This window comes from Legionella nautarum (assembly GCF_001467895.1).
GTDB lineage: Bacteria > Pseudomonadota > Gammaproteobacteria > Legionellales > Legionellaceae > Tatlockia > Tatlockia nautarum.
The window spans coordinates 42422-62656 of record NZ_LNYO01000001.1; the positions used below are offsets into that span (position 1 = coordinate 42422).

The window sequence follows — 20235 nt, forward strand, 5'->3', positions numbered from 1 at the left end:
GAGACAACCGTACACGGGCTATTACCTATAATATTGATATGGGGCGCAAGCCTAATTTTTTTCGCGCTTCTAATATGGTAGCAAAAGGCTTTATAAGCATGACTGCTGCCGTAGCCACTGCTGTCCCATAAATATCAAAAAAATAAGTCGCCGGGAAAACAAGTATAAGCATTAGTAATAGTTCTACAACACTCCATTTTAGAACCTTATTTTCATAGCCAGCAAATACCAATAAAACAGGAGCAACATGGCCAATACAGGCAACTCCGCTAGCAATTGATAAAATAATTAATTCTCGTTCCGCTTTAACATACTCAGGCCCGAAATAAGAAAGGAGAGCGTTTGCAAAAAACACAATTAAGAATATTAAGACAATAACTATACTAAAAACGATTGCATTTATTCTATTGAGCCTATACTGCAACTCTTCATGACCATCTTCTCTAACAAATAATACAGCAAGCCTATATTTTAACCCTTGATAAGCATTTGTTGGTATTAACCATAAGATGGAAACAATACTAAGGGCTGCTGCATAATAACCGACATGAGTTTGATTGGCCGAAAATAGTTCTACTGCAAATAAATCGAGTGTGCAGGACACCGTAAAAATAATATTATTCGCAATTAAGGAAGAGGACGTTTTAAGCCATTCTCGCTGGGCTAAAGAAGTACCAACCATATTTTTAAACCCTTGCCGAAACAAAATTAAGATTTCTTCGCTAATCGACAAGGTTGAGATCATAATGATGAGAATGAAGGAGAGAAATAATACAAAGACAATTGAGAGATTATTTAATTCGGGATCAATATACCAAACGACTATCATAAATAAAATTAATTGAACGAGGTATTTAAAAGGAGATTTGTAAAACGATGAAAGCAGTATCCGATTACTAGTGAGCACAAAACTCGCCATCAGTGTGCCTATCGCAGCAAACGGAACTAGCCATAAAACGTATGCAGCCAAATAATATTTGTTGAGCTCTTGAATCTTTAAGTAGTGAAGAGCAAGCATTACGCTGAATGAAGCAGTTGCTAATATAAAAGCAATTAAAAAAGTAATGCCAAGTAATTTAATATTCCACGCGATATAAGTTGTTGCTGTTGCCCTTTCGTTTAAATGTAGATATTTTGCAAAAAAACGATTTACACCTATGTTTGTTCCAAATAAAGAGAGAGTCACTAAAATAGTTAATACTCTTATGGCGACACTATAATCACCATAAATGCTTGCTGAGAGATGACGAGCTAAAAAAAGGTTTAGCAGCATTTTCAGAAGATACCCTAAGACAGCCAACACAAATAATGATGTAACCTTGACTGTAATTTCGTTCATTGCACTTCCTTTTTAACTATTACCTCTAATTATGGGTCATCCAAGAAGGTTTATTACTTCATCTATAATTAAAAAAGTATATTCATATTTGAAGGGCTAAGCCATGTCAATGCATAGGAAATCTCATCAACACTTAGAGCAAAAAAGACTTGAGGCTTTGGATGCACTCAAGATTATGGATACAGCTCCCGAAGAAAATTACGATAGACTCGTTCGTCTTGCCGTGGATTTCTTCCAAATCCCTATTTGTTATATTTCATTCCTTGATGAAAAAAGACAGTGGTTTAAGTCGCAGCATGGTATAGAACTAAAACAAGTGCCGCGAAAACTTGCTTTTTGTAATGAAACGATCAAACGAACTAAGCCACTTATTATTAATGACACCCATCTTGATGAACAGTTTGCTAATAACCCTTATGTACAACAAGATCCTCATATTCGATTTTATGCCGGTGTTCCTTTGACTGATCCACAAGGTTATAACGTCGGTACTTTTTGCCTGGCAGACACGTCTCCTAAGGAGCTTGATGCAAAGCAACTTGGTCTTTTATTGAATTTAGCGAATATCGCTATTGATGAAATAAGTCTACGTAATGCGAATTTTTTATTACGAAAAATAAGAAAACAACTCGAATTACGCAATCGATTTATCCATAAAGTATTTAGTTTTTATATGTCAGATGAGGTTGTTAATACGATCCTTGAATCGCCTGAACACCAAAAATTAGGCGGTCGGGAAAATAAAATAACAATTATGTTTTGCGATTTAAGAAATTTTACTCCCCTGTCTGAAATACTTCCAGGAGAAAAACTTGTTTCCTTGTTGAATACCTATTTTACCAAAATGGTTCGGGTGATAGAAAAATATCAAGGAACTGTTGATGCCTTTATTGGTGATGCCATTATGGTTATTTTTGGAGCACCACATTCTTCCGGCAATGACTCACTTCGTGCGATAACCTGTGCTTTAGAAATGCAAAAAGAATTGAAAAAACTAAATCGTGCGAATGAAAAACTTAATTTACCTCATTTAGAAATGGGAGCAGGCATTAATACCGGGCTTGCTATCGTGGGTAATATTGGTTCGAAAAAAAGGATGCAATACAGTGCCATCGGCTCCTCAGTCAATTTATCATCCCGCATCCAAGGGCTTAGCCTTGGGGGGCAGATCTTAATTTCTGAGTCAACCTATCAGGAAGTCGCTAATGATATTAAAATCAGCGGTCATCTGCGCGTCAAAGTAAAAGGAATTGATTCACCAATTACTATCTATGATGTGGCTGGGTTGAGCTCTTAAACTGAGATATTCCCGCGAAGGCAGGGATGACAACTCAATTCAGAGATGATAACAAAATCCTTGTTGGGAAAACGCTGCCTCTAAGTTAAACTTGGAGTTTGTTTTTATAAGGCATCAACTCATGACTCATAAAGCTTTAATCAACCTCATCTGTTGAAGAAAAACCACATCTTGGCATTTCCCTTAGGTCTTCAACCAAAAGCGAAGGGACTCTACCTGCAAAAAAACTTGGACCGCTAGAAGTTCCATGTGACCGGAGGGTAGGCAAATAAGATGCCGGGAGCTCAGGATAACGCAGTCTAACACTATTACAATTTTCATTAGCCTGTTCTTTACCCATCACTTTTCGAGAAATTTTCTCCATGTCCATTGAAGGGTCATAGCCTAAAAATATTAGCGATTCTTTTGAAACCAAAGCCTTTGCAAGTGAAGTCTGTTCAGACTCTAATTTACGATAAAAGTTAGCAAGCTTTCCCTGAGAGATTTGTTTTCCAAATAAGATGAAATTGTTGTCATAGTCCACTTCTTCATCGAGAGGTATTGAAAAAGTTCGTTTATATACTTCATCTGTTAATATTATTGCCCGTGTTACAGCTAAAACTTTATCCACCGACTGATATCGATAATCGGCTTCCTGTTGTCCCTTATTGGTTTCCTCTACATGCATTAATAACTGAAGAGCAACAAGGTAAGCAGGTCTATACATTCCCTCTAAAATATGAGATCTGTCATTTGGAGGAGAGGCAACAACCTCTAGATTCCAAGTATTGTATTGGTTTTCTAGGTCATGAATCCAAGTATTATTAAGTCCGACTGTAGACCAGCCTACGGCATTTTCAATAGTCAAACCGTTGATAGTATACTTTTCGATATATTGGGCGAAAATCTCTTTGGAAATTCTATCGGCATCTTCCTTATGACTCAGGGGAAAAACGTTTCTTTTTTGCCCGGAGAATATTACTTTTTGATATTCTGCAAATATTTCTCTATGTTGATTAATGAGCTCGAGCTCATGGGTTCTAGTACCTACAACCGGTGACAGCTTACTATGTAGCCCTGGTATTGATGTAAAATTTAAAGTTTCAGCTAACGTTTGTTTAACCTCTTTTTTTCCTTTCATTCCTTTTATCCTGTAAAAACAAATTTGCCAGATTTTCACATAAGATGACTAAATTTAAAACTATTATTTAGATCTGAACTATTAATAAACGCAACTTATTGATAGATAAAATAAATATAACATCCATCATTGACCCAAACTTTTTTCCTCCTGGAGCCTCGTGTCTGTTTTTTTAAACTCAACATCAAGTTTTCGTCTCTTTTGCCCTTGAGATCTGAAAAAAGTTGTATCGTCATTTTGAGCTGGTGGATAGGTTAAGGAATATTGTCGATTAACTGGTGGTGTATTTTTTTGAGGAAGAAGGCAATTGAGAACGTTCCTTTTACCAGGAAAATCGGGATAACATGTCTCTATAACAAATGATAACATGTGCTTCTGAACATAATAATTAGTTAGGAATGCCTCTAAAGACAATCTGTAGTCTCTACTGCCTGGACTAAGCATTTTTAAACGTTCTAAAAGTTGTTTTTGAGTATAAATTAACTCTAAGAGGCCACTGTTTTGAGCACTGTCGACACTCATTAAAAATCGACTCAAATTATCTTGTCTCTCTTTTTCAATAACCAAATCCAACTGTGGGTTATTCGTATGAGCATGAGGAATAAAAGTTTGTAGAACTGCATACTTAGCAGGCAAATCGGGAAAAGACTCTTCTAAAATTTTAGTTAATACTTTTCGTTGTAACTCCTGGTAACTATAAAAAACATCCAACAGCCACTTATTCTCTTTTTCTGGAAGAGTTTTTAATACGAGTAATACATCTTTCTCGGCATTTATAAATGCCCGCAAGATCTCAGCTCGCGAATTATCTTTGACACTATTTAGAAACATTAACAAATTATTTTGTCTCTCAAGCTCAATCTGAAAATCTAACATATTAGCCCTATAAATTTCATACTGATTTATCAACCCTATTATCGTATTTAGTTTTATCATTTCGTTTAAGAAAGACCAATTTTATACTTGGAATCCTTAAGGAATTATTAATAGAGATCCAGTCAAAAAGTATAATAATATATCAATTTGTGGTAGATTTATTCAACTTGATGGTCAAGGAAAATTAATTTTCTCATTTATTTGTCTTACTGTGCTAAATTTAGCATAATGCCTCCCCTTTTTTTCATTGCTGAGAGTTTATGGCACAAAACAAATTATCAGTTGATCTTCTTAAGCATTTGGTAAAAAAAGCAGAAGAGTGTCAAGCAGGAGACACAGCTAATTACATTCCTGAATTAGCTAATGTCAATAAAGACTTAACGGCGGTAGCTATTAATCCTCTCCAAGGGGAGTCGGTTTCTTACAGCAATATGCCTTTACCCCCGATCACGCTGCAAAGTACCGGAAAATTAATTCCTCTCATTGGTCTTTTGGAAGAATTTGGTGCAGAGCAACTTTTTGAGTGGGTTAAAGTTGAACCCTCTGGCGATGATTTTGCCTCAATCACACGGCTTGAACAATTTGGCCCCAAACCATCCAATCCGATGTTAAATGCAGGCGCAATTACACTTTGTTCTCATATTCCAGGTGTTGGTGAAAAACAGTTCGCTTGGTTAGAATATTGGGTACAGAAATTGTTTAATCAACGCCTCGGCATTAATCCATTGGTCTTAGCTTCGGAAAAAAGAACTGGCGATCGCAATCGCTCCCTTGCTTATATCCTGAAGAGCCGGAAAAATTTAGGTGCTCCAGTGAATGAAACTCTCGATCTCTATTTCGCTCTCTGTTCTTATGAGGCCATGTTAGAACAAATGCTTTATCTACCTACGCTTCTTGCTAATGCGGGTAAAGATCCTGTTAGTGGTGAACAAATTATTTCACTGGAAACCTGTAAAATCACACTTGCCATCATGGCCACCTGTGGTTTATATGATGAAACGGGTACTCATATGGTTAAAACGGGTATGCCAGCTAAAAGTGGCGTTTCAGGATACACCATCGCTGTTGTTCCTCGTAAAGCAGGAATTGTTGTACTAAGCCCACGAGTCAATGCCAAAGGAAATAGTATTCGCGGCGAAATTATGTTGGAAGAATTATCCAAGGCCATGGACTGGCATTTTGCAATACCTTAATCATCAGAAGGCTCAGGTGTTTTTACTGGCTCAGGCTCAGGGGTATTATCTGGGCTGGGCTCAGGGATATTATCAGGACCAGGCTCAGCGGGCTCAGGAAGTGGTGGATCTTCCAGCGGTGGTGTTGGTAATTCATTTTGTTGAGTAACTTGTATTCCTTTAATCATAACAATTCCAAAAAAGTCCTATCTAAACTATAGTACATCCTTATTTCTATCTCATCTAGCGGCTTACATTATGCAAGACCCAACCCCTCTCACCGTCACTCAGCTCAACCGCCAAATACGCTCCTGGTTAGAGCTTGAAATCGGTCAAATTGCTGTCATCGGCGAATTATCCAATTTATCCAAGCCAAGTTCAGGTCATTTTTATTTTACTTTAAAAGACCCCACAGCCCAGGTACGTTGTGTTTATTTTCGCAATCATCATAGTTCAGCAAGTTCCGGGTTTAAAGATGGCCAACAGGTCGTCGCTATGGGTAAGTTAAGTTTGTATGAGGCCAGAGGTGATTATCAATTGATTGTTCACTCCATGACTGAGGCCGGTCTTGGGGAACTTTACCGCCAATTTGAACAGCTAAAACTAAAATTGCAAGCGCAGGGTTTATTCGATTCCGCCAGAAAAAGAAGCCTTCCGTATTTTCCTGCAGTAATCGCTGTCGTCACATCCCCTTCTGGAGCCGCACTTCGCGATATTTTGACGACCTTGAAACGGCGTTTCCCTTTAGCCGCTATTCGCATTTATGCCAGCGAAGTACAAGGAAAAGAGGCCGCTCAACAGCTTATTAAAGCAATTCAAAAAGCAAATCAAGAAGGTCTAGCAGAGGTGCTGATTCTCGCTCGAGGAGGCGGTAGCATTGAGGATTTATGGGCTTTTAATGATGAGCAACTCGCAGTAACTATAAGCAGAAGTACCATTCCCATCGTCTCTGGAGTGGGACATGAAACTGATTTTACTATCGCTGATTTTGTTGCTGATCTCAGAGCAGCAACACCTACCGCTGCAGCTGAGGCAGTAACGCCAAACATGAGTGATTTACTAGCTACAATAATTTCTTTCGAAAAGCGCATGGTTAGAGCCATCTCGCAAGCAATTCAACATAAGCAACTCTTGCTTGATCACCGAGTCGCTAAATTTTTATCACCTACCCACTTAATTGCTAAACATTGGCAAACGGTTGATTATTTGGAGCGGCAGCTTAATCATAACCAGCACAATTTAGTCCATCAAAAACAAAGAAAACTGGATTTGTTGATGAGCCGCCTTAACGTAAAAAATCCCATGACTTTACTCCAACAATCAAAAGCCAAAATACAAAGTTTCGAGCAGCAGTTAATCCAAATCATGTTGGCCAAATTGCATCAATTAAAACAACAATTTAGCACTCAACTAGCTACCTTGCATGCGGTAAGCCCCTTAGCTACACTGAGTAGAGGCTATGCACTGGCGACTTACAAAAAGGCTGTATTGTTTGATAGTCAACAGGTTGATTTAGGCGATGAAATTCATGTCCGCTTAGCCCGCGGTCAGCTTGTTTGTCAAGTTATTGAGAAAGATAAGGGTTTGCCTGAAGCAGAAAATCCTTTTTCTCATCGGGAAATGACTAAAAAGGTGTTATAACATGTTGATCGATGAATTAACGACTAGTGTTAATCAGATTATTGACCAAACAGATAGAAATTTAAACACCTTGGGTGTTATTTTGCTCATTCCCTGGTGTGCCTATATTTTGAATCTTTTAGTTGGTAAGCGACTGTTTTATTTAGGTATTATCCCTCGGCATATTATCGGTCTACCGGGGATCATTTTTGCCCCCTTGCTACATGCCAATTTTAATCATTTATTTTTTAACTCGATACCTTTAGTCGTCTTAAGTAATTTTATTTTAGTTAATGGGCTCAGTTATTTTATCTGGGTTACGGCGATAATTACTATTCTCAGTGGGACTCTGATATGGCTGTTTGCAAAAACAGGGATTCATATTGGCGCCAGCGCCTTGATTACAGGTTATTGGGGGCTGTTGGTCAGTGATATTCTGCAACAAGGAACCGTCACGGCAATCATTCTTGGCATCATTAGCTTGTATTATTTTGCAGGTATTTTTTTGGGGATTTTTCCTTCGAAAAAAGGGGTTTCTTGGGAAGGGCATTTATTTGGGTTATTAGCGGGTTTTGCGACGAGCTATCTTATTGTTTATTTAATACCGGTTATTGGATAGTCCGGGCAATCCCTTCGGGCTGAGGTATCCCCACGAAATGAGTATCTGAGGTATTTGTATTAATTTTATCCCGTTCAGCCTGAGGAGCACGCATAGCGTGCGTCTCGAAGGCTGTCCTGAGACTCTCGAAGGAGGGGCTTTTTGCGACTCTTCGAGACAGCGCTGCGCGCTTCCTCAGTGCGAACGGGATAAACAAAACGATCATGAGCAAAGTCTATTTAATTTCGTGGGGATATCTCAGAGCCCGAACAAATTAATTATCTAAATTCGCGAAGAGCTCTCAACAATCTAACACCCCTTGTTCAGAGCAAGCATCTTTTATAGTATACTTTTGCGCCTTTAATGAATGACGATAATTATTCTATGACAACATCGATACTCACCCATCCCCCTATTGATCATAGACACACTTGGGGACAACTCTATGGCTGTAGCCTTTCTTTAGCAATTGCCGAATTTTGTCAGCAAAGAAATGGTATTAAGTTATTAATTACACCGGATAATTTAGCAGCCGGCCAGCTTTTAGATGAGCTGCGTTTCTTTCTTGGTAAAGAAAACACTCAAGAATTACTCTTTTTCCCGGATTGGGAAACGCTGCCCTATGATCAATTTTCACCACATCAAGATATTATCTCCGAACGACTCTCAACGCTAAGTAGATTGCAGCAAAGCTCTAATGCGATTGTGATTAGCTCAGTCAACACGCTGATGCACAGACTTTGCCCACCGCAATTTTTGCATCATCATGCCTTGGTATTAAAAGAAGGCCAAACCTTAAATTTAGAGCATTTCCGCCATCAATTGACTCAAGCCGGTTATTATAGCGTTAATAAAGTGCTGGAGCATGGGGAGTTTGCGATTCGCGGGGCAATTATTGATGTTTATCCGATGGGAAGCACCATGCCGTTTCGGATTGAATTATTTGATGACGAGATTGAAAGCCTGCGCCAATTCGATACTGAAACGCAACGCACAGTCAGTAAGATTTCTGAAATTCAAGTATTGCCAGCGCGTGAATTTCCTTTAAATGAGCAAAGTATTACCCAATTTCGCCGTGCCTTCAGAGAGCAATTTTCTGGTAATCCAAGCCAGTGCCCAATTTATGAGGCAGTGAGTGATGGCCAAATTCCTTCAGGAATTGAATATTATCTACCCCTCTTTTTTGAAACCACAGCGACTTTTTTTGATTATTTACCTGAGGATGCAGCAGTTTGTTTGATCGAGGAAACTTCTCAGCAAGCAGAACAATTTTGGCAAGAATTATCGGCGCGTTTTGAGCAACGTAATTATGATATTTCACGGCCTATCCTGCCACCGAATGCATGCTTTTTAACCCCGACAGAATTACTGACCTATGCTAAACAATATCAGCAATTACGCTGCTATCATCAACCGATAGAAAGGAAAGGCAGTTTAACTAATTTTAACATCAATCAAGCACCCTCCCTTCCCATAGAACGCCAAAGTAACCAGCCTTTAACAAAGCTTGCTTCTTACCTTGATGAAAAAGGAAAACGTTTTCTGCTCGTCGTTGAAAGTGCAGGTCGACGTGAAGTTTTATTGGATTTACTTAAACAGAGTAAAATAGCGCCTAAAATTCAAGACAGTTGGGATGATTTTCTTAACGATAATGCGCCGATTAGCATCATCACCGCCCCCCTGATTTATGGTGCAGAGCTTATTGAACAACAAATTGCGATTATTGTCGAAGCTCAATTATTTGGTGAGCAAGCGACGCCGCAACGCAGAAGCAGCCAAAAGACAGTCGACCCTGATTTAATTATTCGTGATCTCGCTGAACTAAGAATCGGCGCTCCGGTGGTTCATTTACAATTTGGCGTAGGCCGCTATCAGGGACTCAAAACCATCGAAAGTAATAATACTGCCAACGAATTTTTGATTTTAGCTTACGCCGGCGAAGATAAAATTTATGTTCCAGTTACTTCATTGCATTTCATTAGTCGTTATACTGGCATGGATAGTGAGCATGCGCCGCTGCACAAGCTCGGTACTGACCTCTGGCAAAAAGAAAAGAGAAAGGCTGCTGAAAAAATTCATGATGTTGCTATCGAGCTATTAGAAATTTATGCAAAACGTGAGGCTGAGCCTGGGTTTGTTTATGAATTTCATCCCAATGATTATCAACGTTTCGCAAGTGGTTTCCCTTTTACCGAAACTCCAGACCAAATTCGTGCGGTTGAGCAAATCATTAACGATCTGCAATCCTCAAAACCCATGGATAGACTCATCTGTGGTGATGTGGGTTTCGGTAAAACTGAAGTTGCTATGCGCGCGGCCTTTTTGGCCGTCCAAAATGGCAAGCAAGTCTGTGTTTTAGTCCCCACCACCCTTTTAGCCGGTCAACATTTCGAAACCTTCCGCGATCGCTTTGCGCAATTTCCCATTAATATCGAGTTATTTTCGCGATTTCGTAGTGCCAAAGACTCAGAAAAAGTCATTGCTTCTTTAAAAGATGGGCGTACTGATATCGTCATCGGCACGCATAAACTGTTTTCCAAAGACATTCGCTTTAAAAATCTTGGCTTATTGATTATCGATGAAGAACATCGTTTTGGCGTCAAACAAAAAGAACATATCAAAGCCTTGCGTACTCATGTTGATATTCTATCCATGACAGCTACCCCTATTCCACGTACGCTGAATATGGCAATGGCAGGTATTCGCGATATCTCCCTCATCGCTACCCCGCCAGCAAAACGACTGGCGGTTAAAACTTTTTGGCAAGAAAAAAATGACCCAATTTTGCGAGAAGCAATCTTGCGGGAAATTTTACGCGGGGGACAAGTTTATTTTCTGCATAATAATGTTCAAACCATCGAGCGCATCTGCCAAGAGTTACAAACTTTAGTTCCTGAAGCGAAAATCCGTAACGCCCATGGGCAAATGCGAGAACGCGAATTAGAACGTATTATGTCCGATTTTTATCATCATCGATTTAATGTTTTAGTCTGCACTACTATTATCGAAACCGGTATCGATATTCCGACGGCCAATACCATTATCATTGACCGAGCCGATAAATTTGGCTTAGCACAGCTCCATCAATTGCGCGGCCGAGTAGGTCGTTCTCACCATCAAGCCTATGCCTATTTGCTGACACCCAATGAAAAACTACTTACCGCTGATGCGGTTAAACGCTTGGAAGCTATTGTTTCTTTAGAAGATTTAGGTGCAGGCTTCACCTTAGCAACCCATGATTTAGAAATACGTGGTGCTGGCGAATTATTAGGTGAAGATCAAAGTGGCAATATGCAGGCAATCGGCTTTAATCTTTTCATGGAAATGCTCGATAAGGCCGTCAGTGATTTAAAAGCGGGGAAAACTCCTGAGTTAGCAACGCCACTGCAACAAGGTCCTGAAATCGATTTACGTTTAAGCGCTATTCTTCCTGAGGATTATATTGCTGACGTTCATACACGGCTTATCATGTATAAACGCATCGCCAATGCAAAAGACAAAGAACAGTTACGCGAATTACAAATTGAAATGATTGATCGCTTTGGCCTATTACCACAAGCGGCTAAAAATTTACTATTAGTCACGGAACTTAAATTACTAGCAGGCAAATTAGGCATTAATAAAATTAATGCCGCCCAACAGGCTGGAAAAATTGAATTCGGTGAGAAACCGGAAATTGATCCCGGCGTATTGATTAATCTTATCCAGTTGCACGCAAAACGCTATCAAATGGAGGGTCCTACGCGCTTACGGTTTAGTTTAGATAGCACTTCGCATGAAGAGCGTATTCATGAAATTAAAAACTTGCTGCTTAAGCTTGCGAATAAAGAGTGATGCGGCGTTCGCAAAAGCCAGTATTTTAGTCAGCTCTCTAACTAGTCCAGCTCTACTCCGACGTCCCGCGACTTCTTCACGGGATCCAGAGATCTCAATATGAAAAAAGAGCGCTTAGATACCGCTAACAAGCCGTGGTACGTCGGCATGAGGACAGGAATCTGCCACAACGCCGGACAAGCCGCGGGCGTAGGCAACGATGTGATTAAGATACAGCGCCAAAACCAAGGGCCCAGTCCAGATACAACCTCATTAACGTGTACCACCAATTGTCAGCGCATCAATCTTTAAGGTTGGCTGGCCAACACCGACAGGAACGGATTGTCCATCCTTTCCGCAAACACCTATTCCTCTATCGAGGGATAAGTCATTGCCAATCATCGAGATCTTTTTCATCACCTCTGGACCATTACCAATCAAAGTAGCCCCTTTCACCGGTTTAGTGATTTTACCATCCTCAATGAGATAGGCTTCGCTGGCAGAAAACACAAATTGCCCTGAGGTAATATCCACTTGGCCGCCGCCAAAATTGGCTGCATACAATCCCCGCTTCACTGAACGGATAATTTCATCAGGAGAATGATTACCTGCAAGCATATAAGTATTCGTCATACGTGGCATAGGTAAATGCGCATACGATTCGCGTCGACAATTGCCTGTGGGCTGCATATTCATCAACTTGGCATTGAGCTTGTCTTGCATATAGTTGACCAAAACCCCATCATCAATCAAGGTAGTGTATTGAGACGGTGTGCCTTCATCGTCGATAGTCAGCGAACCTCGTCTGTCTTTAAGGGTTCCGTCATCCACTACAGTTACCCCTTTAGCAGCAACTTGCTGACCTAAGCGACCAGAAAACGCCGATAACCCTTTACGATTAAAATCACCTTCCAAACCATGACCAACTGCTTCGTGAAGTAACACTCCAGGCCAACCAGGTCCTAAAACGACTGGCATCGTTCCAGCCGGCGCATCTTGCGCCTCTAGATTAATTAAAGCTTCTCGCACCGCTTCCCTTGCATAGCCTAATGCTCTTTCTTCATCGGTGAAATAAGAATAAGCCACCCGACCACCGCCGCCTGAACGCCCCGATTCACGACGACCATTTTTATCTTCGACAATTACACTGACATTAATACTGACTAAAGGTCGTATGTCGGCGATCATTTTACCCTGCATACCCGCCACCATAACTACCTCATAACTGCCGCTCAGAGAGGCGTTAACTTGAATAACACGGTGATCAAGACGCCGAGCCTCGCGATCGATTGCCTCAAGCAAAGCAATTTTTTCAAGTTTCGTCATTCCTTCAATTGGGTTTAAACCCGCATAACGAATAATTGGCGCACTGGCGATTTGGATCGATTGCGCTGGTTTCACCCCCGCAAAAGCAATGGATTTTGCTGCCTCAGCGGCACGCTGCATTGCGGGCAATAAAATGTCATCGCAATAAGCATAACCAGTCTTATCCCCACTGACCGCGCGAATCCCAACTCCGCGATCAATGGAAAAACTACCACTTTTGACTTCAGAATCTTCTAAATACCAGGATTCATGGCTAGAGATTTGAAAATAAAGATCAGCATCATCCACATGATGAGACATCATGGAATGAAGCAATTTTTCTAAAGCTGAATCATCCAATGCGGCAGGTTTTAATAATAAATCTTTTGCTAATGCTAATGCCTGGGTCATAACTATTACCTTAAAATAAATATCATCGGTTCAAGAGCACATGATGCTCATTACTAGGAAACTGCTGTCGAAGTTGTTGCAAGCGCTGTAAATCAATATCAGCAGTTATGATCCCTTCCCCGGTTTCTTGTTGAGCAACCACTTTACCCCAAGGCTCGATAATCATACTATGCCCGTAAGTTTGTCGCCCATTCTCATGCTGTCCACCTTGATTGGAAGCAACAACATAGGACAGATTTTCAATAGCACGCGCCCTTAATAAAACTTCCCAATGCGCAACGCCCGTGACTGCAGTAAAAGCAGATGGAATACTAAGTAATTCAGCGCCCCTTTGTACTAATTGTCGATATAATTCAGGAAAACGCAAATCATAGCAAACGCTTAAGCCAACTTTTCCAACAGGCGTATCCACAACAACTAACTCATCCCCTCTATCAACAGTTGCCGATTCTTGGTGCGCCTCCTGCTCAGAAACTCGCACATCAAAGAGATGAATTTTGTCATAGCGAGCAGCACATAATCCATTATTATCAAAAACCAAACAACTTGATTTTACTTTTTTATTTGGCGCTTTAATGGATAAAGTACCAGCAATTGCCCATAAATCATATCGCTTAGCGAGTTGCCTCACTCGATCTTGTATTTCCCCTTCTCCATAATTTTCTGCGATAGCTAATTTATCGTTCTCTTTCATCCCCATGAAGGCAAAATTTTCTGGCAAAACCAGTAAATCAGCTTGCTTTCCTTTCGCATCAATAAAGAAATCTTCAACCTTCTTGAGATTAGATTTGACGGAAGCAGAAGAAATCATTTGTACTACAGCAACTTTTGGCATGAGCAATCCATCTAGGTATATAAAATCACATAATTATCAGTGATTCGCTTGCAATCTTTCAATATTTATAGAGACAATTATACACCCTGGGTGAAAAAATATCCTTGCTGGGAATAAAGTATGATTATAAACTTGAAAAACCAACAAATCGTCCCAATTATGCTACACTGAATCATATATAACCTGGAGTTACTGCATGAACAGAAACGACGTCACTATTTTAAATCAACGAAGTGAATCGGTACTTGCCACTAATAAAGTGTTGCGAAATACTTACTTACTTCTCAGCATGACCTTTTTATTTAGTACCTTCACGGCTTATCTCTCTTATGCCTTCGCCGTTAGGCCTCTTAACCCTTTTATTATGATTGGAGGTGTTTACGGGTTAATGTTTCTGACACAAGCATTAAGAAATAGCCCCTTAGGCCTTTTGAGTGTTTTCGCCTTTACTGGCTTTTTAGGCTACACACTGGGTCCGATTCTTAATCTTTACGTTTCCAATTTCTCCAACGGCCCTCAACTTATAGGAGCCGCTCTTGGAGGTACTGGGGTCATTTTCTTCGGCCTATCCGGTTATGCACTAACAACTCGTAAAGATTTCAGCTACTTAGGCGGTTTTCTCTTCGTTGGAGTTATGGTGGCTCTGCTGGCTATGATTGCTGGTATTTTCTTCCATATGCCGGCTTTACAACTTGTAATCTCTGCTGCATTTGTGCTTATTTCTTCTGGACTTATCCTGTTCCAAACCAGCGAAATCATTCATGGTGGTGAAACGAATTACATTTCTGCAACCGTTTCATTATTCGTTTCCATCTATAACCTCTTTGTCAGCCTGCTCAATCTATTGAGTGCTTTTTCAGGCCGTGACTAAGATGTCTCCTCAACCTGAATCCCGGTGAATCTGCCGGGATTTTTTTTTGCTCTAAGCTTTCGACAAAAATAAATCTATTCGTTATTATGCTGCATTTAAATTTCTAGGATTTTTATGCTGTTTTCTATACAAGATATTATTAATTACAGTGTAAACATTGAGCAACAATGTGGGCAAACAATTCCAGCTCGTTTTTATGATGAGCAGTGGGAAGAGAATGAATCTTATTTAAGCGTTCAGGCTGAAGCTCTAACAAAAAATCAAACTCAACAAAACTTGCAATATTATGCGCAAGCAATTCATTTGGCGGCAACTTTTCTGAAGGACAACCCTGCTGATAAATCAAAGTTGGAAATTCTCAGTCAGCATATAGAAGCATTACATCAACAAGCTCTCAGTTTGCTGCCCCGAGCCGTTCTTCAATTACCTCAAGAAATTGATAATCAGACCCTGTCAGAAAAAAAACGACAACTCGAAGAAATAAGTATTAATTTTAAACAAAAATTAAATCAATTAGCGCATATCACCTCGGATGAGTACCCGGCCACAGCAGCAACAACAGCCTTTTTAACCAGTCCTGAATTTCTAGCCCTAAAAAACTATAAAATTGTCTTAGAGAATGATAAATCCAATCATCGTTTTTTTGGTGTTAATTTTAAAGTCAAAAAGAAATCTCAAGGATTGGCACTTTTAATTGAAACCTTCGAGAAACAGAAAACGCTAGATGGAATTAATAATGTTATGAAAACTTTTTATAACACCAAAAACGAAAGTAAATCGCTTTATGATTTTCTGAATACAGCGCAGGGTTTCTTTACTTGGATAGCACAAGATTTCTTTTTTTGGTTATTTGAGGCGAAGACCACGACAGTCGGTTTAATTGATTCTTTAGATGGTTATTTACAAACGCTTAATAAAAATGATATTGAGGTAGAATTAGCTTCTGTTGTCACTAGCAATCCAACTTAGAATCCGAGGCCAAGGCCTTCTCCTACTTGTCGCGGCTTGTCTGGCGTTGTTGCAAACTCTACTCTCGCCTTACCTTACGTGGCTTGTCCGCAGTATCCAAGTGATCTACTTCATACTAAGATCCCTGATACCGCGGATAAGCCGCTGGACGTGATATGGAGTAAGCTCTACGTCTCGCGGAGAAAGGATATTACACCTCATTTTATGATCACCCGACTTAAAAACTCATCCGCAAAATAATCTTGCTTTTTCTCCTTTAAATTCAAATAAAGCGCAGAATTATAAATCGCATTAAAGGTTTTAATACTAATTAACCAACAAATCACTAGAAACAAACAAAGCGGAAGATTAATTGTGAGATTAAGTGTGTATTGAGAATGTAAAAAGAAAGAAGCAAATAAATAAGCTAGGCCACCGAAAGCAAGCAATATTAAAAAAACCAATAAATTAAGCGAAACAATATTACGCCATCCCTTCCCGACTCTTTGAATAGATTGTTTAAAAGCTGCCATCGAACCTTGGTTCTCGGACATCATACTCGGCAAAACGAAGTGAGTGTTAACAGTCCAGGAAAAACCAAATACTGTGGCAATTAATTTCGCAACCGCAGTACTTAAATGTTCTAAACTAGAAAATAATACGCAGAAAGTTGCACTGATCATCGTCCATTTAAGTAAAGCTCCTGCTTTTTTTAACGACAAGAGCAGCGCTTGAAAAATAGATAATCTGCCTCCTTGGAGACGTTGAATTGTACAGGCAATAAGAGCAGCATTAAGTAAAATAGCAACAAAGGCGAGTAAAAAATAGAGCGACACTAGGCCAAGGATGAAGATACTTTGATTGACTTGAAAATAAATCAACATTTTTATCGATGAGAACAAGAGAATAACTAGAGCAATGATGCTGAGTACTGGTAAAATAATTAAATCAGGATTTTTTTTAAGAAATTTTAAGCTAGTTCGCAAAAAATAGCAGGAATTTTGAAAGCCTTGAATGAGCAGCATGAGAATACCTTTGCAACAATAGGTAGAAAGGTTAAAGCTTACCTAAGTTCTTATTTAATTTGTAGGTAGTATAGCTTAGGGAACGCTGCCATCAAGCTAATGAATAAGGAAACACCATGAGTCAAAAAGTTTTTGTTAATCGCATTCTAAATATGAAAAAAATCAAGCTTATTGGTTTAGATATGGACCATACTCTTATTCGTTATAACTCAAAGAATTTTGAATCCTTAGTTTACAAACTAGTTGTAGACAAATTAATCGAAGAAAAACAATATCCGCAAGAAATCAAAAAATTTAAATTTAATTTTGATGAAGCTATTCGCGGCCTCATTATTGATAGCAGGAATGGCAATATTTTAAAGCTCAGCCGCTATGGTGCTATTCGTCATAGCTACCATGGAACGAGATTAATCAATTATGCGGAACAAAAACAAATTTATCGCAGTACTTATGTCGATTTAAATGATCCTAATTATTTTGCTATTGATACTGCGTTTTCGATTGCTTTTTGTGTGCTTTATAGTCAATTAATTGATATAAAAGATGAATTAATCCATGAACTTCCAAATTACGCAACCATTGCTTTAGATGTGTTGAGCACCGTCGATAAAATTCATTCTGATGGCAGTTTGAAACTCTGCATCAGCAAAAATTTAGAAGCTTATGTCTTAAAAGAGAAAGAAGTAGTCGAGGGCTTGCAACGTTATATTAATCTTGGTAAGAAAATTTTTCTGCTTACCAATTCCGAATTTTTTTACACCAAAATCCTTTTAGAATATGCGATTGATCCTTTTTTAGAAAAAGGTAAAACCTGGAAAGATTTATTCGAATTTGTCATTACTCTAGCCAACAAACCTCGTTTTTTTTATGACAATCTTAAGTTTTTAGCGATTAATCCTGAAAATGGGACAATGACCAATGTGCAAGGCAAAATACATCCTGGAGTGTATCAAGGCGGCTGTGCGAGAAAATTCACTGATGATTTAGAAGTCAACGGGGATGAAATTCTCTATATCGGTGACCATATTTATGGTGACATAGTCCGATTGAAGAAAGACTGCAATTGGCGGACAGCGCTTGTTGTTGAAGAACTTGAGCAAGAAGTAAACTCGCAAAAAAAGGCACTACCTATTGAACGAAAAATCGTCGCTTCGATGGAAATAAAAAAACAATTAGAAGAAAAATACATTGAATTACACACGCAAGATATTGAAAAACAAACTAAAACACATGCGCATGAGGTGAGTGAATTACAGAAGCAAATCACAGCAATTGATATGGAAATATCAAAACTTTTGCAAGAAGAACAAACTTTTTACAACCCTAAATGGGGTCGTGTTTTTCGTGCTGGAGCAGAAGAAAGTTATTTTGCTCATCAAGTCGATCGCTTTGCTTGTGTGTATATGGATAAATTAGCGGATCTCCTTGAGCAATCGCCACTTACTTATTTTCGCGCTCATCGGCGATTGTTAGCCCATGATTTTTTCCTGCAGCCCTAGGTTGTTTTGTATTCCAGGTCAACTGATAATTAACTTATTCGGGTTCTGAGGCATCCCCACGAAATAAGTATCTGAAGAATTTGTGTATTCATTTTATCCCGTTCAGCCTGAGGAGCACGCATGGCGTGCGTCTCAAAGGCTCTGCCCTGAGGCTCTTCGAAGGCCTGTCCTGAGACTCTCGAGGGGGGGGAGGGGCTTTTGCGACACTTCGAGACAGCGCTGCGCGCTTCCTCAGTGCAAACGGGATAAACCAAACGATCAATGAACTAATGAATCTATTAAATTTCGTGAGAATAACTCAGTTCGGGCTGAAGAAGCCACAGAGCCGAACGATTACCAACCCTGATTGCTAATCTGAACTCTGTGGTCAAAGCTATGCTAAAACAACTATAGACGAGCACTTGCATCACAAGTATCTTCAAGACGCGGGAAAGGTTTATAAGTGCGCATATCAATCGAAAACATGCCATAATGAGTGTCATATTTATAAAAGCTGGATTTTGATTTTATTACTTTAGGGATACCCACCCAATTGTCTACCTCTCGGCAAAGTCTAAGATAATCCTCTGCTCTTAACTCTTGATCCCCTTTAGTAAAGGTGACTAATAAATCAGTATTAATCTGTCCGTCTTCCAATTCAGATCGAATTGCAGTAAATTCGAAATGGATATCAATCCCTAATTTTTCCTTGAAAAACTCTTTTATTTTTGAGCGATTGTTTTTATCTCCAAATACGGTATAGAACGGGTTTCCTTCCGTTGAACTTATTGCTGAGAATTTCCCCCCTGGTTTAAGTAACATCGCCGAATAAATTAAGCTATGTAGGGGATTCAATGAATAGGTTGAAGGACCGAAAGTATCGAACACTCTATCAACTTTACCTAGTCTATCATGCAATAAATCCATGATGGATTCATCGTGCGGTAATTTTCCTTTAACAAGTTGAATGCGAGCATAGTTGCATGCATGCCAACGTATTTCATTAGGTGATGCGCTAACCCCAATTAAAGTCGCTTTTCTTCCAAATTCCTTCGCTAAATCAATCAAAAATTGGCCATTTCCCATACCTAGATCAACGATCACGGGTTTTGATCCTTCGGGAAGATGACCAAGAATATCTAGTCTATTGGTGGTCTCCTCATCGCTTAAGGACTTGGGGGTATTGGGCGCATGTAAGACAGCAACCTTTTCTATTCCACGTTGATTAGGCCATGCCTTCTTTTTTGGAAATATTTCATCTTTTGGTTGAGTAGTCGCTTTAGGTTCTTTAATAACAACTACTTCCACTTTTTCTTTACCTTTTGACCTTTTCTCTTTCACCGTTCTCACCTCATTCTTTGCTTAAAAGAGGGCATCATATGTTTATAAACAGGTAAGAACTAGGACGAAAGTCGGACATAAAAGAGATTTAAAACCGCACAGATGTTTAATTTTACACCTATATGTATATATTTTAATCTAATTATGTGTTATTATATCTTAGTTGTTCAATTTGTAAGGTTGCTA

The 20235-nt window shown here is 39.4% G+C and carries 16 protein-coding genes; 8 read left to right on the plus strand and 8 right to left on the minus strand.

From position 1 onward, the window contains the following. Window positions 1-25 precede the first annotated feature (25 nt). Window positions 26-1339, minus strand: a complete 1314-nt coding sequence (locus Lnau_RS00195; RefSeq protein ID WP_058503132.1) for an MATE family efflux transporter — start codon at window positions 1337-1339, stop codon at window positions 26-28. 103 nt (window positions 1340-1442) lie between these two features. On the opposite strand from Lnau_RS00195, the gene Lnau_RS00200 reads away from it, so the two are divergent. Then, entirely contained in the window at window positions 1443-2636 is a 1194-nt protein-coding gene (locus Lnau_RS00200) for an adenylate/guanylate cyclase domain-containing protein (protein WP_058503133.1), read from the plus strand. A 136-nt stretch (window positions 2637-2772) separates the two neighbouring features. Here Lnau_RS00200 and Lnau_RS00205 read toward each other — a convergent pair whose 3' ends face one another. Next, window positions 2773-3756 (minus strand): hypothetical protein, encoded by a 984-nt coding sequence (locus tag Lnau_RS00205; protein ID WP_058503134.1) that lies wholly within the window; start codon window positions 3754-3756, stop codon window positions 2773-2775. 126 nt (window positions 3757-3882) lie between these two features. Further along, window positions 3883-4632 (minus strand): hypothetical protein, encoded by a 750-nt coding sequence (locus Lnau_RS00210; RefSeq protein WP_133134838.1) that lies wholly within the window; start codon window positions 4630-4632, stop codon window positions 3883-3885. Window positions 4633-4892: 260 nt separating this feature from the next. Here Lnau_RS00210 and glsA point away from each other — a divergent pair, with 260 nt between their 5' ends. Further along, complete coding sequence (glsA, locus tag Lnau_RS00215; protein ID WP_058503136.1) at window positions 4893-5825, plus strand: glutaminase A; 933 nt, start codon at window positions 4893-4895, stop codon at window positions 5823-5825. On the opposite strand, the gene Lnau_RS16280 is transcribed toward glsA, so the two are convergent. After that, entirely contained in the window at window positions 5822-5992 is a 171-nt protein-coding gene (locus Lnau_RS16280; protein WP_157070606.1) for a hypothetical protein, read from the minus strand. The two genes, glsA and Lnau_RS16280, sit on opposite strands and share 4 nt — an antisense overlap. Before the next feature lie 70 nt (window positions 5993-6062). Between Lnau_RS16280 and xseA the strand changes: the two genes are divergently transcribed. The 3 genes from xseA (at window position 6063) to mfd (ending at window position 11856) form a co-directional block, all read left to right on the plus strand. After that, window positions 6063-7445: an exodeoxyribonuclease VII large subunit gene (xseA, locus tag Lnau_RS00220; RefSeq protein WP_065240217.1), complete on the plus strand. Its 1383-nt coding sequence runs from the start codon at window positions 6063-6065 to the stop codon at window positions 7443-7445. Between the two features lie 4 nt (window positions 7446-7449). After that, complete coding sequence (locus Lnau_RS00225; protein WP_058503289.1) at window positions 7450-8043, plus strand: rhomboid family intramembrane serine protease; 594 nt, start codon at window positions 7450-7452, stop codon at window positions 8041-8043. A gap of 363 nt (window positions 8044-8406) precedes the next feature. Then, window positions 8407-11856, plus strand: coding sequence for a transcription-repair coupling factor (mfd, locus tag Lnau_RS00235; protein ID WP_058503290.1), 3450 nt, complete (start codon window positions 8407-8409; stop codon window positions 11854-11856). 252 nt (window positions 11857-12108) lie between these two features. Here the strand turns inward: mfd and tldD are convergent, their stop codons facing one another. Then, entirely contained in the window at window positions 12109-13551 is a 1443-nt protein-coding gene (gene tldD / locus Lnau_RS00240) for a metalloprotease TldD (protein ID WP_058503139.1), read from the minus strand. A gap of 22 nt (window positions 13552-13573) precedes the next feature. After that, window positions 13574-14386: a carbon-nitrogen hydrolase family protein gene (locus Lnau_RS00245; protein WP_058503140.1), complete on the minus strand. Its 813-nt coding sequence runs from the start codon at window positions 14384-14386 to the stop codon at window positions 13574-13576. 196 nt (window positions 14387-14582) lie between these two features. Between Lnau_RS00245 and Lnau_RS00250 the strand changes: the two genes are divergently transcribed. Together Lnau_RS00250 and Lnau_RS00255 are read left to right on the plus strand one after the other, a co-directional pair. After that, window positions 14583-15257 (plus strand): Bax inhibitor-1/YccA family protein, encoded by a 675-nt coding sequence (locus Lnau_RS00250; protein ID WP_058503141.1) that lies wholly within the window; start codon window positions 14583-14585, stop codon window positions 15255-15257. A gap of 114 nt (window positions 15258-15371) precedes the next feature. After that, on the plus strand, window positions 15372-16226 hold the full coding sequence (locus Lnau_RS00255; protein WP_058503142.1) for a hypothetical protein: 855 nt from the start codon (window positions 15372-15374) through the stop codon (window positions 16224-16226). A gap of 197 nt (window positions 16227-16423) precedes the next feature. Here Lnau_RS00255 and Lnau_RS00260 read toward each other — a convergent pair whose 3' ends face one another. Further along, window positions 16424-17230: a DUF6159 family protein gene (locus tag Lnau_RS00260; protein ID WP_058503143.1), complete on the minus strand. Its 807-nt coding sequence runs from the start codon at window positions 17228-17230 to the stop codon at window positions 16424-16426. 116 nt (window positions 17231-17346) lie between these two features. Between Lnau_RS00260 and Lnau_RS00265 the strand changes: the two genes are divergently transcribed. Beyond that, complete coding sequence (locus Lnau_RS00265) at window positions 17347-18729, plus strand: HAD-IG family 5'-nucleotidase (RefSeq protein ID WP_058503144.1); 1383 nt, start codon at window positions 17347-17349, stop codon at window positions 18727-18729. Window positions 18730-19116: 387 nt separating this feature from the next. Here Lnau_RS00265 and Lnau_RS00270 read toward each other — a convergent pair whose 3' ends face one another. Then, entirely contained in the window at window positions 19117-20049 is a 933-nt protein-coding gene (locus Lnau_RS00270; RefSeq protein ID WP_058503145.1) for a class I SAM-dependent methyltransferase, read from the minus strand. Window positions 20050-20235: the final 186 nt, after the last annotated feature.

What these genes read in the sequence shown, in the direction of transcription:
- Lnau_RS00195 (WP_058503132.1), bottom strand. Translation starts at nt 1,339, where the DNA reads ATGAACGAAATTACAGTCAAGGTTACATCATTATTTGTGTTGGCTGTC.
- Lnau_RS00200 (WP_058503133.1), top strand. Translation starts at nt 1,443, where the DNA reads ATGTCAATGCATAGGAAATCTCATCAACACTTAGAGCAAAAAAGACTT.
- Lnau_RS00205 (WP_058503134.1), bottom strand. Translation starts at nt 3,756, where the DNA reads ATGAAAGGAAAAAAAGAGGTTAAACAAACGTTAGCTGAAACTTTAAAT.
- Lnau_RS00210 (WP_133134838.1), bottom strand. Translation starts at nt 4,632, where the DNA reads ATGTTAGATTTTCAGATTGAGCTTGAGAGACAAAATAATTTGTTAATG.
- glsA (WP_058503136.1), top strand. Translation starts at nt 4,893, where the DNA reads ATGGCACAAAACAAATTATCAGTTGATCTTCTTAAGCATTTGGTAAAA.
- Lnau_RS16280 (WP_157070606.1), bottom strand. Translation starts at nt 5,992, where the DNA reads ATGATTAAAGGAATACAAGTTACTCAACAAAATGAATTACCAACACCA.
- xseA (WP_065240217.1), top strand. Translation starts at nt 6,063, where the DNA reads ATGCAAGACCCAACCCCTCTCACCGTCACTCAGCTCAACCGCCAAATA.
- mfd (WP_058503290.1), top strand. Translation starts at nt 8,407, where the DNA reads ATGACAACATCGATACTCACCCATCCCCCTATTGATCATAGACACACT.
- tldD (WP_058503139.1), bottom strand. Translation starts at nt 13,551, where the DNA reads ATGACCCAGGCATTAGCATTAGCAAAAGATTTATTATTAAAACCTGCC.
- Lnau_RS00245 (WP_058503140.1), bottom strand. Translation starts at nt 14,386, where the DNA reads ATGCCAAAAGTTGCTGTAGTACAAATGATTTCTTCTGCTTCCGTCAAA.
- Lnau_RS00250 (WP_058503141.1), top strand. Translation starts at nt 14,583, where the DNA reads ATGAACAGAAACGACGTCACTATTTTAAATCAACGAAGTGAATCGGTA.
- Lnau_RS00255 (WP_058503142.1), top strand. Translation starts at nt 15,372, where the DNA reads ATGCTGTTTTCTATACAAGATATTATTAATTACAGTGTAAACATTGAG.
- Lnau_RS00260 (WP_058503143.1), bottom strand. Translation starts at nt 17,230, where the DNA reads ATGCTGCTCATTCAAGGCTTTCAAAATTCCTGCTATTTTTTGCGAACT.
- Lnau_RS00265 (WP_058503144.1), top strand. Translation starts at nt 17,347, where the DNA reads ATGAGTCAAAAAGTTTTTGTTAATCGCATTCTAAATATGAAAAAAATC.